Annotated in this window: 12 protein-coding genes and 1 pseudogene; 1 reads left to right on the forward strand and 12 read right to left on the reverse strand. The window is 62.9% G+C overall.

What is annotated here, in order from left to right; genetic code table 11:
* Positions 1-121: 121 nt before the first annotated feature.
* From IFT57_RS13520 to IFT57_RS13560, 9 genes are all read right to left on the reverse strand, one after another.
* Positions 122-1,780, reverse strand: a complete 1,659-nt coding sequence (locus IFT57_RS13520) for a dipeptide ABC transporter ATP-binding protein (RefSeq protein ID WP_192151715.1) — start codon at positions 1,778-1,780, stop codon at positions 122-124.
* Entirely contained in the window at positions 1,777-2,667 is an 891-nt protein-coding gene (locus tag IFT57_RS13525; RefSeq protein WP_192151716.1) for an ABC transporter permease, read from the reverse strand. The genes IFT57_RS13520 and IFT57_RS13525 overlap by 4 nt, the downstream gene beginning before the upstream one ends.
* A gap of 27 nt (positions 2,668-2,694) precedes the next feature.
* The gene (locus tag IFT57_RS13530; RefSeq protein ID WP_192151717.1) at positions 2,695-3,747 is read right to left on the reverse strand and encodes an NADP(H)-dependent aldo-keto reductase; all 1,053 of its coding nucleotides are present in this window, start codon (positions 3,745-3,747) and stop codon (positions 2,695-2,697) included.
* Between the two features lie 33 nt (positions 3,748-3,780).
* On the reverse strand, positions 3,781-5,112 hold the full coding sequence (locus IFT57_RS13535) for an LLM class flavin-dependent oxidoreductase (RefSeq protein WP_122477628.1): 1,332 nt from the start codon (positions 5,110-5,112) through the stop codon (positions 3,781-3,783).
* 20 nt (positions 5,113-5,132) lie between these two features.
* Complete coding sequence (locus IFT57_RS13540) at positions 5,133-6,419, reverse strand: acyl-CoA dehydrogenase family protein (RefSeq protein WP_192151718.1); 1,287 nt, start codon at positions 6,417-6,419, stop codon at positions 5,133-5,135.
* A gap of 49 nt (positions 6,420-6,468) precedes the next feature.
* A complete protein-coding gene (locus IFT57_RS13545; RefSeq protein ID WP_192151719.1) occupies positions 6,469-7,404 on the reverse strand; it encodes an ABC transporter permease in 936 nt (311 codons plus the stop codon).
* Positions 7,401-9,119: an ABC transporter substrate-binding protein gene (locus IFT57_RS13550; protein ID WP_192151720.1), complete on the reverse strand. Its 1,719-nt coding sequence runs from the start codon at positions 9,117-9,119 to the stop codon at positions 7,401-7,403. The genes IFT57_RS13545 and IFT57_RS13550 overlap by 4 nt, the downstream gene beginning before the upstream one ends.
* A 14-nt stretch (positions 9,120-9,133) precedes the next feature.
* On the reverse strand, positions 9,134-11,281 hold the full coding sequence (locus IFT57_RS13555) for a TonB-dependent receptor family protein (RefSeq protein ID WP_244657310.1): 2,148 nt from the start codon (positions 11,279-11,281) through the stop codon (positions 9,134-9,136).
* A 427-nt stretch (positions 11,282-11,708) separates the two neighbouring features.
* A complete protein-coding gene (locus IFT57_RS13560) occupies positions 11,709-13,904 on the reverse strand; it encodes a TonB-dependent receptor family protein (protein ID WP_192151721.1) in 2,196 nt (731 codons plus the stop codon).
* 236 nt (positions 13,905-14,140) lie between these two features.
* Here IFT57_RS13560 and IFT57_RS13565 point away from each other — a divergent pair, with 236 nt between their 5' ends.
* Positions 14,141-14,410: a hypothetical protein gene (locus IFT57_RS13565; RefSeq protein WP_192151722.1), complete on the forward strand. Its 270-nt coding sequence runs from the start codon at positions 14,141-14,143 to the stop codon at positions 14,408-14,410.
* Positions 14,411-14,447: 37 nt separating this feature from the next.
* Here the strand turns inward: IFT57_RS13565 and IFT57_RS13570 are convergent, their stop codons facing one another.
* The 3 genes and pseudogenes from IFT57_RS13570 to IFT57_RS13580 all read right to left on the reverse strand — a co-directional run.
* Positions 14,448-15,047 carry a histidine phosphatase family protein gene (locus tag IFT57_RS13570; protein ID WP_192151723.1) on the reverse strand — a complete coding sequence of 200 codons (600 nt, stop codon included), beginning with the start codon at positions 15,045-15,047 and terminating at the stop codon, positions 14,448-14,450.
* Positions 15,048-15,065: 18 nt separating this feature from the next.
* Positions 15,066-15,593 (reverse strand): GNAT family N-acetyltransferase, encoded by a 528-nt coding sequence (locus IFT57_RS13575; RefSeq protein WP_342030357.1) that lies wholly within the window; start codon positions 15,591-15,593, stop codon positions 15,066-15,068.
* 72 nt (positions 15,594-15,665) lie between these two features.
* Positions 15,666-16,619, reverse strand: a pseudogene (locus IFT57_RS13580) (GNAT family N-acetyltransferase); the annotation flags it as partial.
* Between the last annotated feature and the right edge of the window lie 6 nt (positions 16,620-16,625).

Below are 16,625 nucleotides of genomic sequence, written 5' to 3' on the forward strand. Positions count from 1 at the left end.
TACAGAGGAACGCGCAAATCGTGTAGCAGCGGCGCGAGCCGCGTCCGGTGTTACGAGCGGACCCTGTAGCAGCGGCGCGAACCGCGTCCGGTGTGGCGAGCGGACCCTGTAGCAGCTCGGCTCAGATCGCCAGGGGCAGATAGGTGAGCGCGCGCAGGGCGCCGGTCTGCAAGGTCGGTACGGCGCTGAGCAGGGCTTGGGTGTAAGGGTGTTGCGGGCGGTCGAGGACCTGTCGCACCGCGCCCGCCTCCACTACTTCGCCATCCTTCATCACCAGCACATGGTCGCTGACGTGGTTGATCACGCCCAGATCATGGGAGATGAACAGGCACGCCAGCCCCAGCCGCTGTTTGAGGTCGTCGAGCAATTGCAGAATCTGCGCCTGCACCGACACGTCCAGCGCCGACACCGGCTCGTCGCACACCAGAATCTGCGGCTCGGCCGCCAGTGCGCGGGCGATCGCAACGCGTTGACGCTGACCGCCGGACAGTTCGATGGGCCGCCGATCGAGTACCGCAGCCTCCAGCTTTACCAGCGCCAGCAAGCGCTCGGCCCGCGCGTCCCACGTCGCCCGTGGATGCCCCGCCACTTGCAGCGCTTCGAACAAGACCCGTTGCACGGTATAGCGCGGATCGAACGAGCTGAGCGGATCCTGGAACACCACCTGAATGCTGTGCCGGACCCGAGCTTGCTGGGTCTTGTCCAGATCGGACCAGCGCTGGCCGTCGATCCACACGTCACCGCTGTCGGGACGCTCCAGCCCCAGGATCATCCGCGTCAGGGTGGTCTTGCCCGAGCCGGACTCGCCGACGATACCCAGCGTACGACCGCGCTCCAGGCGCAGGGAAACATCTGCCACCACCGTGCGCACACGCCCGTCCGGGCCTTGGAAAGACTTGCTCAGGTGCTCGGCTCGCAGCAGGACTTCACCGGCTGCAGGCGTTGCAGCGGCCGGTGCCGAGTCGCCGTAGGCGCGGCGGAAATGCACCGCGGTACCGGCTGCCAGCAGGCTCTGGGTATAGGGATGGCGAGGGTCGCGCAGAATCTGATCGACGCTGCCCTGCTCCACGATCACCCCGTGCTGCATCACCGCTATGCGCGTGGCCAGGCGCGCGACCACGGCCAGGTCATGGCTGACGATGAGCATGGCGGTGTCCTCGCCGCGCAGCGATTCGAGCAGGCTCATGACCTGCGCCTGAACGGTCGCGTCCAATGCCGTGGTGGGTTCGTCGGCGATCAGCAAGCGGGGGTTGCAGGCGATGGCCGAGGCAATCAACGCGCGCTGGCGCAGCCCTCCCGACAACTGCCCCGGATGTTGGCGTGCGCGCAGTTCGGGCTCGGGAACGCCGACCGAACGCAACAGTTCGATGACGCGCAACTCGCGCTGGCGGCGCTTCAAATCGGTGTGCAGACGTAGCGGTTCGGCGATTTCCTGGCCGACACGCCGCAGCGGATCCAGCGAGCCCAGCGCATCCTGCATGACGAAACCCAACTGGGCGCCGCGCAGCTGCAGCCAGTCCTTTTCGCGGAGCGTGCGCAGGTCGCGTCCGGCGAACGACAAGCGCCGGGCCTGGACTTCGGAATGCGCGCCGGTGAGTCCGGCCAGCGTACGCGAAGTGACGCTCTTGCCCGAGCCGGACTCGCCCACCAGCGCCAGGCACTCACCCGCGGCCAGCTGAAAGCTGATGCCGCGGATCACCGGTTGCGCGTGGGCGCTGAACGCCACGTGCAGGTCTTGCACGTCGAGCAGCGGCTGCGGCGGATGGACGATGGCATTCATAAGCGTTTTCCTTCGCTGCGACGCAGCAGTTCACGACCGATGGCGGTGATCGAGATGACGGTAAAGGTGATCGCCAGCGCCGGCCACGCCACCAGCCACCACGCGTTGGCGAGAAAGTTGCGGCCGATGGCGAGCATGGTGCCCCACTCCGGCGCGGGCGGCGGCGCGCCGAAACCCAGGAAGCTCAACGCCGCGCCGGCCGTGATGTTGCCGCCAATACCGATGGTGGCCAGGATGAGAATCGGTTTGATCGCATTGGGCAGCACGTGTCGCCAGATCACCGCCGCACGACCCAGGCCCAGCGTCGTCGCCGCTTCCACGTAGCCAGCGCCACGCACCACCTGGGTTTGCGCACGCACCAGGCGGGCGTAGCGCGGCACGCTGGCGATGCCGACGGCGATGATCAGGTTCAAGGTGCCCTGGCCGAAAAAGGTGATGATGACCAGCGCCAGCAACAGATCCGGAAACGCCAGCAGCACATCCACCGCGCGCATCACTGCGGCGTCGAGCCAGCGCGGTCCCAGGCCTGCGACCAGGCCCAGCAAGGTGCCCAGCGCCAACCCCATGGCCGTGGCCGCCAGCCCCAGCAGCAGCGACGGACGTACGCCGTAAATCAAGCGACTGAGCACGTCCCGGCCATTTTCGTCGGTGCCCAGCCAGTGCACGGCGTCGGGCGCTCGGTACGCATGGCGTGCCACGGCGTCGAGCGGGTCTACCGTGGTCAGCAGGCCCGGTGCAATCGCCGCCACCACCAGCAGCAGGACGAAGGCACCGGCCAGCACCAGGCCGGGTCGCAATCGCGTGCGAGCGCGACGATGACCGATACCGGCGTCCAGGGTACCTGCGGGTACCGGACCCAGCACCGTGAGTGATGAGCTGATTGCCATGGCGATTCTCCGTATGACAAGTGCCGATCAAGGCGCCGGGTTGGGGGTCGCGCGATGGATCTCGGCGATCTTGTCCAGCAGGGTCGGGGTGAACTCGATGTCCAGCGCACTGAAGTTGTCCTGCAACTGCGCTTCGCTGGTCTGCCCGGTCAGCACGCTGCTGACGAACGGCTGCCGGGCGACGAAGCCCAGCGCCAATTGCGCGGGGGTGTAGCCATAGTCATTGGCCAACTGCACGTAGGCAGTGATGGCGCGGCTGGCCGACTCGCTGTCGTAGCGGTTGAAGGTGCGATACACCGACGTCAGCCGCGAGCCCTGTGGTCGCGCGCCGTTAAGGTATTTGCCGGTGAGCGTGCCGAACGCCAGCGGCGAATAGGCCAGCAGCCCTACCCCTTCGCGATGGCTGAACTCCGACAGCCCGCCTTCGTACAGCCGGTTCAACAGGCTGTAGGGGTTCTGTACGCTGGCGATGCGCGGCAGCCCGTGTTGCTCGGCCTGCTGCAGAAAGCGCGCAACGCCCCAAGGGGTCTCGTTCGACACACCGATGTGACGGATCTTGCCGGCCTTGACCAGTTCACCGAGCACCTCCAGGGTTTCTTCGATGGCGACGCTGCCACTGTCGTCGACGTAAGGGTATTCACGCTGGCCGAAGATATTGGTGGTGCGGTCGGGCCAATGCAGCTGGTAGAGGTCCAGATAATCGGTCTGCAGGCGCTTGAGACTGCCGTCCAGCGCTGCGGTGATGTTGGCGCGGTCGTGACGGGTCAAGCCGTCGCGGATATGCCCGCCGGTGCCCGGCTGGCGCGGTGGGCCGATGATCTTGCTGGCCAGCACGATGTCGGCGCGGCGCCCGCTGCGCTGCAGCCAGGTGCCGATGAAGCGCTCGGTGCTGCCCCAGGTTTCGGCATGGGTCGGGGTGGGGTACATCTCTGCGGTGTCGATCAGATTGACGCCGTGCGCCAGAGCCAGGTCCAGTTGCCGGTGGGCGTCCTGCTCGCTGTTCTGATGCCCCCAGGTCATGGTGCCCAGGCCCAGCAGGCTGACGTTGAGATCGGTATTGCCAAGGGTGCGATATTTCATGGTTCGAATCGGTCCGTTGCGGGCATGAAAGGTTCAGGCGCTGCGTGCGTACTGGCTGGCCGGATACGGCAGGCCCAGGTGATCGCGCAGGGTGTGGCCGCTGTACTCGTGGCGGAATACGCCGCGCTGGCGCAGCAGCGGCACCACTTCATCGACGAAGATTTCGACGCCGGACGGAAACATGTCCGGCATGATATTGAAGCCATCGGCGGCGCCGGCCAGGAACCAGTGCTCGAGGGTGTCGGCGACCTGCTCCGGGGTGCCGACCAGCAAGCGGTGGCCGACCAGAATGCGCCGCGACAATTGGCGAATGCTCAGGTTCTCCCGGCGCGCCAGGTTCAGCTGGGCTTCAAGGAAACCGTGCGAGCCGCGCTCGAAAGAGGCCACAGGGCCGATCCTGTCCCAAGGCAACGGTGCATCGGGGTCCAGCTCGGCGACGCTCAACCCCACCCGCGCGGCCACCTGATACAGCAGGCCTTCTTCGCCGTAGAAATCGTTGAGGCGATCGAAACGTGCATGGGCTTCGGCTTCGGTGCTGCCGATCACCGTCGACAATCCCGGCATGATCTTCAGGTGCGCCGGGTTGCGCCCCCATTGCCGGGCGCGGTGTTTCATCTCCTGATAGAAGCCCTGACCGTCTTCCAGGGTGGTCTGGGTGGTGAAGATCGCATCGGCATAACGCGAGCCCAGTGCCTTGCCACCTTCGGACGAGCCGGCCTGCACCAGCACCGGCCGGCCCTGGGGCGAGCGCGGCAGGTTGAGCGGCCCCTTGACCGAAAAGTGCTTGCCGACGAAATCGGGCGTGTGCACCTTGGCCGGATCGGCGAAACGGCCGCTGACGGCATCGCCGATGATGGCGTCGTCCTCCCAGCTGTCCCACAGCTTGAGGGTGATGTCGATGAACTCGTCGGCGCGTGCGTAGCGATCCACGTGCAGCGGCGCACCGGCCAGGCCAAAGTTCTGCGCGGCGGCATCGCCAGCGTTGGTCACCACGTTCCAGGCCGCTCGGCCGCCGCTGATGTGGTCCAGCGATGAGAAACGCCGGGCCAGGTTGAACGGGTCGTTATAGGTGCTCGATGCCGTGGCAATGACACCGATGCGTTGCGTGGCCAAGGCCACGGCCGTCAGCAGTACCGTGGGTTCGAGGCGCCCGGCCGGGTGCTGCGCGACGTCGCCGCCCAATGCCGGACCGTCGGCGAGGAAGATCGCGTCCAGCGTGCCACGCTCGGATATGCGCGCGATGTTGCAGTAGTACTCGGCGTCCAGGTAGGCATTGGCCGGCACTTCACCCATTCGCCAGGCGGCAGAGTGCGAGCCGAAGCCGAGGATGTTCATGCCGATGCTCATTTGCGGTTTGGGGCTCATGGCGGTTCCTTGAAGGCGGTTCAGACGGCGCTGGCTTCGTCGTGCAGAGCAGCGACCGGTTCGGCTTGGGCGGCGGCGTGCTCGGCCTGCGAAGCGCGCCAGGCCGCATTCGGACTGATGCCGTTGAGGTAGTAGTTGCCCAGCGCGCGTTCGCGGTAGATCGCCGGGTTGTGCGAGGCCAGCGTGCGCGCGTTGCGCCAGTGTCGGTCCAGACGGCGCGACTGGCTGGTGGCCGACGCACCGCCTACTTCGAACAACAACGTGGTGGCTTCCAGTACCTGCTCCAGAACGATCTGCTGGGCTTGAAAGGCGCGCACCTCGGCCTCGGTGTAGTGGGCTTCGCTGGCCCGCCCAGCGCGCTCGGCGTCGTGGACATTCTGCAGCACCTGCGCCACCGCCAGTACCTGGGTCTGCGCGGCATAGGCCAGGCTCGACAGGCGGCCGACGACACGCTGCACCAATGGATCGTCCTTGGGACTGGACTGGCCCGGCACACCAAAGGCACGGGTGCGGCCCTGGACGAACTCGCTGGCGTCGCGCAGCACCGCGCGGGCAATGCCGGCCAATGTCGCCAGGTGAAACAGTTGATAGAACGCCGAAATGTAGGACTCGGGACGCTGCTCGCCGGCCGCATAGCGACGCAACACGTACTCGGACGGCACCGGCACGTTGTCGAAACGCGTGGTGCCGCTGCCCGACAGGCGCTGGCCGAAGCCGTCCCAATCGTCGTCGCGGCTCACGCCTGGTGCGGTGGTAGGCACCGAGACGCTGACGAAGTCTTCACCGGTCAGCGCCGACACGGCGATCCAGTCGGCGTACAGGGTGCCGGTGCAGTAGAACTTCTTGCCGTCCAGGCGCCAGCTCTGCTCACTTTCGGCCGTCAGGGTCACGCTCTGTTTGCTGGTGTCGGTGCGCTCGGCCATGGCCGCGCCCCACAGGTCACCGGCCACCACCTTGGCCAGCCAGTACGCCTGGGAGTCGGCTTCATCGCGGGACAGGCGGCCTTCGACGAAGCCGAAATGCGCGCGCAGGATATGCGGCAGGTTGGAGTCCGCCTCGGCCAGCTCGATCAGCAGCTCGAACAACTGCGGCAGGGTAGCGCCCGCGCCGCCCTGCTCGCTCGGCACGCGCAAGGCACCGAAGCCGGCATCGCGCAGCCAGTTCACAGCGTCGAAGGCCAGTTCGCGTTGCTGTTCGCGGGCCAGAGCGGTGTCTTCGATGCGCGTGAAAATCTCCGCAAAGGGGGCCCGCAGGCGGGCATAGTCGGGGGCCAGCGAGAAACCGCCGGTGCGCTGTTCAACACTCATGGTCATTTCCTTGCGTCATCGGGCTGCCTGGCAGCCGTGAAAATTCGGGTCATGCGGGCTTCACTCGCGGGTCGATCCAGTGGTTCACCAGGTCCACCACCAGGTTCACCGCCACATAGATAGCCGCTGCCAACAGGGTGATGCCCAGCACCATGGGCACGTCCTTGGCGTTGGCGGCGTCGAGCATCAGCCGGCCGATGCCCTGGCGGGAGAACAGCAGCTCTACAACGACCGCACCACCCAACAGGCTGGCGAAGACGAAACCGGCCAGGGTCACCAGCGGCACCAGTGCATGGCGCAAGGCGTGGCGCAGACGCACACCGGTTTCGGACATGCCGCGGGCGCGGGCCATGGCAATGAAAGGCTGGTCGAGAATGTCTTCCAGCTCCTGGCGCAACACCTGGGTCAGTACGGCGGCAATCGGCAGGGCCAGCGCCAGGGTCGGCAGGATCAGCGACTGCCAGTTGCCCGAGCCGGAAGGCGGCAGCACGTGCCAGTGAAAGGTGAACACCAGCAGCAACAGGATGCCGATGACGAACGAGGGCGCCGACGACAGCACCAGCTCCGTGCCCGACACGAGGGAGCGTACCCATGGGCTGCGCTTGGCCGTGGTGATCGCACTGATGACCGACAGGATCACGGCTACCAGCGCCGCGCAGATCGACAGCTGCACGGTGGCGCCGATCTGTGCGCCGATAGCCCGGGTGACCGGAATGCGCAGGCGGTAGGACTCGCCCAGATCGCCTTGAGCCAAGCGAGCGATGTAGTGGCCGTACTGCACGATCAGCGGCTGATCGAGGCCGTATTCGGCGCGCACCCGCACAATCATCTCCGGGGTCGGCATGGATTCCGGACCGCCGAGAATGGCCAGTGCAGGGTCACCGGCACTCAGGTTGATGGCCAGAAAGGTCAGGGTCGCGGCTCCCCACAGCACGCCGACACCGGCCAGCAGGCGCCAGAGCACCTTGCGCAGAGCAGTGTTCATTTCGCCTCCGGTTGCAGCCACAGGCTGGGCAGAAATACCGTGTTGTGCGAGGTGTCGAAAATCACCCCGGCAAGACGATTCGAGTAGGCGACCAGCACATGGCTCTCGAACGACGGCACCACCGGCACCTGCTCGGCCAGGCGCTGCTGGGCCTTGCTGTACAGTCGTTCGAGACGAGCCGGGTCGTGGCTGCGTCGGGCTGCGGCCAACAGTCGATCCAGTTCGGCATCGCGAAAACGCCCGCCGTTCTGGCCGATGCGTTTTTCCGAAGTGATGGAATCGCTGTGGTACAGGATGTACAGACCGTCCGGGGTGTTGGTGTGCCAGTATCCACCGCCCATGACCTGGAAGTTGCCGGCATAACGGCGGTCGGTGACCTGGGCCAGCGGCAGCAGTTCGATGCGCAACTCGAAACCGAGCTTCTTCAGGTCCGCCTGAATCGCCACCGCAACACTGCTGGAGAAGCTCGCGCTTTCGGTTGCCAGCAGGGTCGCGCCCAGCCGCTCACCGTTGCGGGTGCGATAGCCCTGCGCGTCGCGTGCAGTCCAGCCGGCGTCGTCGAGCGAGGCGTTGGCGGCCTCGACGTCGTAAGCCAGCACGTCCTTGTACGTGGGGTCGTAGTAGCGCGTGTTGGCGGCGAGGAAATCCGCCTTCACCCGGTATTCGCCGAACCCGATGATCCAGGCCAGGCCCTCGCGGTCGATGCCCTTGGCTACCGCGCGACGTACCCGCACGTCATCGAACGGCGCCTGTTCGACGTTGAACGTCAGGCTGCGAAACGGATTGCCCTTGCGAATGCGGCTGCGCAGGGTCAGGTCGGTGGAGGCGCGAATGGCCTTGGCATTCTGCGGCGGCGCATCCAGCGTCAGGTCTGACTGCCCAGCCTGGAGTGAGGTAAAGCGGATCATCGCCTCGGGCACGAAGCTGAGTTCGATGCGATCAAGGTAGGCCTCGCCTCCATGGCGAGTCACCGGTGGCGACCAGTCGTAGCCTTGACGCCGGGTGAACACCGCACCCTGGTCGCGGGTATAGCTTTGCAGCACGAACGGCCCGGAGCCAACGGGGCGCTCGGCGATCGACTTGGGTGCTTCGAGGATCTGCTTGGGCGAAATCATCCCCAGCCAGGACTGCGCCAGCACGTCGAGAAACGGCGAATAGGGTTCGCGCAAAGTCGCCTGGAAGGTGTACTCGTCGATCACCCGACCCTGGTCGTATGGCGCGATATAGGCTGCCGCCAAGGGCGACTTGGTGGCGGGATCGCGCATGTGTTCCAGGTTGATCTTCACCGCCTGGGCATTGAATTTCTCGCCGTCGCTGAAGGTTACGCCCTCGCGCAGGTGAAAGGTGTAGGTCCTGCCGTCTTCGGACACTTCCCAGGATTTCGCCAGCCAGGGCGAGACCCTGCCCTCCTCGTCCTGGTACACCAGGCAGTCGTACAGCACTCGCCCCAACCACTGCACGTTGCCATGGGAAATCGAATGGACGTCGAAGGTGCCGGTGTCGGCGGCCGTGGTCACGCGCAGCGTTCCGCCGCGCTTGCCCGGCTCCTTTTCGTGGTAGTCGGACGCGGGGTAGCTGATCAGATCGCCATTGACGATGCCGTCGGTACTCGGTGCCTGCGCCACCGGCGTGGCTGGCGCATCGGCAGCAGGCGAACAGGCCGAAAGCGTGAACAGCACGCCGATCAAGGCGCAGCCGAAGAAGGTCGAGGTCATGTGTCGGGCAGCCATCAGAAGTTGTAGGTGACGCCGGTGAACGCGCCGAAGCCGTCCCCCGGATACAGCGCTGCGGTGTCCTGCCCCTGAGCGTTGTAGCCCGGTACGATGGCGGTCACGTAATCCTTGTCGCCGAGGTTTTTCAGGTCCACGTAGGCCTGCCACTTCTTGCTCGGCGCGTCGTAGCCCAGGCGGGCGCCGAAAATCGTGTACGACGGCGCGTTGAACGTGTTGGCGTAGTCCACCGCGGTGCTGGACGCGGAACGAACGTTGACGCCGGCGTAGAATCCACTGGCGTACTGGTATTGCAGTTCGGCCTGGTAGATGTGCTTGGGCAAGCCCGGCAGTTCGTTCTTGCTGAACGCAGGGTCGTGGCGGTAGTAGAAGTCGTTGAGGGTGTAGGCCTGGCGCCAGCTGAGTACATCACCGTTGCTGCCCTGCCAGAGCTTTGTGGTCAAGCCCGCCTCGATACCTTGATGGATGGTCGGGGTGGCGTTGGATGTCGAGACAATCGCTGCGCTGGTGCCGGTGGCGGCGGCAATCTGAGTCGTCAGCAACTCGTTCTTGACCCAGGAGCGGTACAGCACCAGGCTGCCGTCGAAACGCTCGGACTGGCCGCGGATACCGAATTCCACGGTGTTCGCGGTTTGTGGCACCAGCGGCTTGATGTAGTTGTTGGTTACCCCGGAGTTGGAGATCGACCATGAACTGGGCGGATCGATGGAGCGGCTGACGTTGCCGAACACTTGCAAGTTTGGGCTCAGTTCAAAACGCAGCCCGGCGCGCGGTGCCAGGGACCAGTTGTCGTAGTCGTAGCGCGTGGGAAAGCCGCTGGTATTGGGCCGATCGCTGAAAGACACGTCGATGTCGCGCTTGATCTGGATCGCCGAGACGCCGGTGGTCAGGTACAACCGATCGGTCAGGCCCAGGTCGTTGCCGACGGTGAACACATGGTCGAAGGAACCGTCGTATTTGACGTTTTTCTGCAGGAGGCCAAGGTCCTTGTTGCCGCGATAGGTCTTGGCGCCTGCGTTCAAGTGCTCGGTGCTGGTGAGGCCAAGAGTGGTGGTGCTGTCGAGGCCGAACAGCTGGTCGTAGCGGGTGTATTTGAGCGATACGTTGATGTCGCTCCAGTCCCAGTAGTTGGGGTTGACCGTGCTGCGACGGTTCAGGATCTGCGGATAGTCGTGGTACCCAACGCCGAATTCCAGGGTGGCGTCGTCGTCGAAGGTGTAGGTGGTCTTGCTGGCTACCCAGGTAGAGCCGCGTTTGGTCGAGTCGCCGCGGCTGGCGCGCGTGGCCGCGTTGGTCTGGGTGCTGTCGTGTTTGAGCTGGGCGCGGGTCAAGGCCCCGGCGTTCTCGTGAAATTCCTCGCGGTAGCGCACGATCAGACGAGTCTGAAGTTTCGGATTGAACCGGTAGCCGAAGTTACCCACGACTCCCTTGGACTTGCTGAAGGTGTAATCCTGATAACCATTGCGTCGAGCGTTGTCGACGCTGACGAAATAGTCTGCATCACCGACCACACCGCCGGTGCGCAGGGTCTGTTTCTGCCAACCGAAACTGCCGCCTTCCAGTTTGATCTGGCTGCCCGGCGCGCTGTAGCCGGTATGGGTGATGAAATTGATACCGCCACCCAGAGACAAGGCGCCGTACTCGAAGGCATTGGCGCCACGCAGGATCTCGGTGTACTGCAAGCCCTGCCCGTCCAGCAGCTCGTACGGAGTACCGCCGGCGCCGGTCAATGCCAATCCGTCGAAGAGGAACTTGGTGCCCTCGCGGAAGTAGCCCGGTGATGCATTGGCGCCGGAGCCGCGGATGGAAATCTTGACCGCATCGTTGCCACCGGCCGATTGCGCATACACGCCAGGCTGGTACGCCAGAGTGTCTTCGAGGCTGGCGGAGCGCCCTTTGTCGACCTCGGCCTGTTCGACCAGGCTGGTGCCCCCGGGCACTTCCTTGAGCTGCGCACGGGATTGCTCGACCGGTGTCGCCTTGGCGGCCTGCACAGTGACCGTTTGCAAACGCTGCTCTGATGTATCGGCGAAGGCAGGAGCGACAGTGAACAACAGGCAGGCACTCAGGCCTGAAGCGAATTCGGTATAGCGATAGGCGGTACTGCGCCGACTGTTCAACGATGGCGTATAGGCATGTAACTTCAAAAGTATTGCTCCCACCCAATGAATATAAGGCGAGCTTCTATTGGTATAGTCGGACTCGGTGATGAGGTCTGCGACGCCATCGATAACGTTGTAGATTGCAGTGTTCGTGCCAATCGCCAAGTGCCCTGAACAGGGAACTTCATTGATATCAGATAGCGGCTGGATGTTTGAAATGGCCGCAACTGCTTAATGACTGCTGTTCCAGCAACACTTATCATCGTTGTGGGAGCGGGCTCTGCCCGCGAAGAATGTCCCGCAATACACCAGATACACCGCAGCGCCCTTTTCGCGGCCGACGACCCCTCCTACCACGCTAGGCAAATGACCCTGTAGGAGCGGTCCGTGGCCGCGAAGGGCGCGATTCGGTATGCCTGACACACCGCAGCGCCCTTTCGGGGCCGACGACCGCTCCTACGCAGGCATCGAATCACCGGAAACTGTACTGCACCCCTGCATACGCGCCGAACCCATCCCCTGGGATGATTGCCCGCACATCATTGCCGCCGGCATTGAACGCCGGACTGATGGACGCGGCGTACTTCTCGTCCGTCAGGTTGCGCAGGTCCAGATAGACATTCCAATCCTTCTTCGGCGAGTCCCATCCCAGGATCGCGCCCCACAGATTGTAGGAGCCGGCATCCTTGGTATTGGCAAAGTCCATCGGTGTCTTGGAAGCGTAGTAGGTGTTCACCCCCACATACACGCCATTGCTGAAGTCATAACGCAGCTCAGCCTGATAGTTGTGCTTGGGAATACCCGGCAACCGATTGCTGCCGAACTGCTCGTCGTCGCGGTAGAAGAAGTCGCTGTAGGTATAGGACTGACGCAGGTGCAACGAATCGCCGTCGTTCTGGTACAGCAGCGAATCCAGACCCAGCTCCACACCCTGATGAATGGTCTTGCTGGCGTTGTATTCGGAGGTCAGTGCATCGGCGCTGGAAGTCGCCTCCCTGATGATCACCGAGAGCAGTTCATCCTGCACATGGGAGCGATAGAACGTCAGGTCCCAAGTGCTGTTGCCCAACTGCCCACGGGTACCGAACTCCAACGTATCGGCGATCTGCGGCTCGAGCTTCTGCCCACCGGAATTGAGCCCGGTGGCCGGCCCGGATGTGAACACCTGGGCACCGGACACATAAGCCCACGATTGCTGCGCCTCGACCGTGCGACTGAGGTTACCGAACAGCTGCCAGTTGGGGTTGATCTGATAACGCACCCCCAGCCTGGGCGCAAACTCCCAGTCGTTCTTTTCGATGGGGTTGTTGGGGTTGTCGGCCTCGCCACCCACCGGATACGACACCTTGGCCTTGCGCTGGAACTCCACGGCGGAAAGTCCTGCACTCAACCACAATGTGTTGTCGATCCACTCGGTTTCATTGCTGGCGCTCAACACGGTATCGGAGCCTTCGTACTCAGCCTTGCGCACCAACGCGCCGGACGGCAGGTTGGCGGTGATACCTGAAGGAATCCGCACCTTGGTCTTGGCATAGGCATTCAAATGCTCGGTACGCAGCGCGTTGAATCGGGTGATGCTGTTCTTGCCGAACAAAGTGTCCAGACGGTCGTACTTCAAACTGGCGGAATAATCGCTGAAGCCCCAAGTCGTGCGGTTGACGCCCTGTCGCGCGTCGATTGGATAGTCGTGGTAGACCAATCCTACTTCCAGGTTGGAATCGTCATCGAAGGTGTACTGGGTCTTGCTCGCGACCCAGGTCGAACCTGGCTGTTTGCGATGGGCGCGCACGTTCACACTGGCCGGGTTGGCCTGCTCGGGATCGTCCTTGAGTTGCGCGCGGGTGATATAACCCGGCGTCTCGTTGTCGGTGGTTCGGTAGCGATAGTACAGACGGGATTTCAACTGCGGCGAAAACTGATAGCCGACGTTGCCGACAAACCCGGCGCTCTTGCCTTGGGTCTGATCCTGAAAGCCGTCCGACGCCGAGTCGGTGAGGCTGACGTAATAGTCGAGCGGACCCAGCACTTGCCCCGAACTGATCTGACGTTTTTGATAACCGTAACTACCGGCTTCGTAGCGCACTTGCAACGGCGCGGAGTTGTAGCCGGTCTTGGTCACGTAGTTGATCGCACCCCCCAGATACAACGAGCCGATATCGAAAGCATTGCCGCCGCGCAGCACTTCGGTATGACTCAGACCCAGCGGTTCGAACAGTTCGTAGGGGGTACCGCCGGGCCCGGACACCGGCAGGCCGTCGAACAGGTAAAAGATGCCGGCGCGGAAATAACCCACGCCCTTGTTGATACCCGACCCACGAATGGAAATCCGTGTGCCGTCGTTGCTGCCGCCGCCCTGGGTGGCGATTACACCGGGCTGCAGCGCGAAGATATCGGTACTGGTCGACACGCGCCCCTTTTCAACGGTCGCGGAATCGACATAGTTGACCCCGCCTGCCACTTCCTTCAAAGCCGTTTCGGCGCGTTGGTTCTCGTCCAGTCTGGCACCCTGAACAACTACGGTACTCAGTTGACTGGTCGACTTCTGCTCGGCCGATTCGCTGACTGGTGCGGCATGCAGTTGGCCGATAAACAGCAATGTCGCCCCAGCGCCCAGCGCCGACGGCAAGCGACTGCGTGCCGTGGTTGTTGCAATGACTTCCCCGTTCATTCCCTGCTCCTGCTTGACTCATATAACACCGCCCTGAAAAAAGACGGTGCTTATTTATTGGCAACAGGGTGATAGCAGAGAGCGTGCCAGCTATTGAGCCACTGAAACTCGTTAAAACCGTACATTAGAGCGGCCAAGTGGCTGCCAGCACACAGTTACTGATGGATAACTGCCTTGATTCGAACACTTGAAACTTCACAACAGCCCTGTCAACAAACACCTGATATCGATCATCCGTGGGAGCGGTCATCGGCCGCGAAGGCTTTACCGCAACTTACCTGACACACCGCAGCGATCCTTTCGCGGCCGCGGACCGCTCCTACAAAAAATACAATCGCACTCATCCGTCACGGGTGGCGGTCAGACAGTTCATCGTCGAAAAAGGTAACCGTGACGACACCGACAGCATCACCATCGAACTCAAACGCACTTCAGGCGCGCAGGCCAAGCAGATACTGGAGCAACTGCTGACCATCGACGGGGTTCAGGAGGATGCTTCCAGCTAATGATGTTCCTGGTCGTCAAATTGCGACGACGTGAACTTCAGGGTGAAGGCAAAGAGGCTTCAAGTGCAGCTTTGTCGAAGGCCGGGACACCGAAATCTTCAAAGGTCAACAGGCTGCCGTTCGGCAGCTGCCATTGATAGAAATCGGCGAGATCTGCTTTGGCCAGCCCGCGAATCACCTTGGCGACGAAGCCATGCGCGACCAACAATACCGACTTGGACGGATATCGAGTTTCCAGTTCGATCAGGCCTGCCCTCACGCGGGTAACGACTTCCACGATAGACTCACCGTTGGTAGGCGCCCTGTCCCACCGCCGAGTAATGTTGCATGCCCAGAGTTGCGTATATCGCTCCATGGCCTCGGCTTGTGTCAGTCCTTCGAAGACCCCGACATCACGCTCTCGAAAGCTCTCCATGACTTCGGGCAAGAGCCCGAGCCGCTGATTGAGAATGCTCGCCGTCTGCACCGCTCTTACACGTGGTGAAGTAACAAGAACGTGCAGATTTTCAGGCAATTGCCTCCCCAGCGTGGCCGCCTGCTGGCGACCACGCTCGGTAAGTGCAGGATCCAGTGATCCTAGATACCGATGCTCGGCATTGGCCCAGGTTTCGCCATGACGGACGACATATAACTGCATGAAACCTACCCCGCTCAGTCAAAGACGGCCGCTGTACCGGACTTCTTGCAATTTCATCCCGCCGCGTTCGAGCGTCCGTCGTGTTTCCGGCTCCTCGGCAAGTCCAGCGGCTTGATAAAACCTGATCGCCCGTACGTTTTCGACCAGTACCCACAGCGTGACTTTTTCATAGCCCTGCTCGGCCAGCCGAGCAAGGGCTGCCAGCCATAATCGCCGCCCTACTCCGGAGCCCCAGTGTTCGGCCAGTACATACACAGCCATCACTTCGCCCACTCGTTGAGAGTCTGCATCGTGGTCGCGGCTGGGCCCGAACGATATCCAGCCGACGACAGCGTCCGCCAACGAGGCGACCTGCACTTGCGAATCGTGCCCCGTGATGCTCTGTTCCCAGTTTGCCTGTCTCTGCAGCAAGGTCTGGTCCAGTCCGTCCAGATAAGCTTGATCCATCAAATCACGATACGCCTGCTGCCAACTGCGGATATGCACATCAGCGATCTGCGCCGCATCTTCGAATGCTGCAGGCTGCACTACGGGCCAGTTGAACACCAGCGTGTCACACACCCCGAAGACATCGGATCGACGATCGCCGACCAAGGTACGAACCAGACGAAACCCGACCGACTCCGCGAGCTGGCGGCTGGCGGTGTTGGCCGAAGACGTCGTCAGGTACAAACGTGTTCCAGACAACTGGGCAATCAGTGCCGTCAATGCTTCGCGCATCAAACCCCGGCCCTGAAATGATTGGTTCGCCCAATAGCCTATCTCGTGGGAGCCATCGGGCTTGGGGGTGAATCCGATACACCCCACCAGTTGCTGCGGGTGCTCGCGAGTCAGCAGGAAGAACTTTTTCTCCGCATCGTGGCGGACGAAATCGCTCTGCGCTCGCTGCAGGGTGTCCAGCGTATCGGTCAGTTCCCAGCGTGGCCGGCTCCAAACCAGAAACAGACGATGGGTTTCGTAACTCGCGTTCAAGGCATCCGCCAAGAGCTGTGCGAGGGCAACATTCGGGGCGACTATTTCAAGACGTGGCGTCAGCAGCGGCGTCTGCACCAGAGGCGGGATCGACTGGGTGCGATAACGCACCAGCGACAGAGATTCCCCATCCTCAACCACCGTTCGCTCGCTGCCAGGTTCGCGGACGAACCCAATGGCCTCATAAAACCCGATGGCCCGCTCGTTCCCCGCCAATACCCACGCGGTCACGTCGGTGTAGCCGCCGCGCGTGAGGTTTTCTTCGATGACCTGCCACAACCGGCGACCCAGACCTTGCGACCAGACCTCGGGCAGCAGATTGATAGCGCGCAGTTCGGCCGTAGCCGAACCCGCCTCAGCATCCCTGCTGGGCCCGAACGAGGCCCAACCCAGGACTTGCCCGCTTCGCTCTATCACCCACAACGACATTGTCCGCTGAACGATCGCCTCGCGCAGCAGTTTTGCCCGCTGATCCAGCTTGTCTTCGAGCGCCAGCAGGTAGGACGGTGAAAGAAGGTCTTGGTAGGCCGCCTGCCAGGCGGCCAGATGAACGCTGGCCAAGGCGCGCGCATCCGTGCTGGCCGCAACGCGAATCACCACAGGCGA

It is taken from the genome of Pseudomonas sp. CFBP 13719, from assembly GCF_014842095.1.
In the GTDB taxonomy this organism is placed as follows: Bacteria; Pseudomonadota; Gammaproteobacteria; order Pseudomonadales; family Pseudomonadaceae; genus Aquipseudomonas.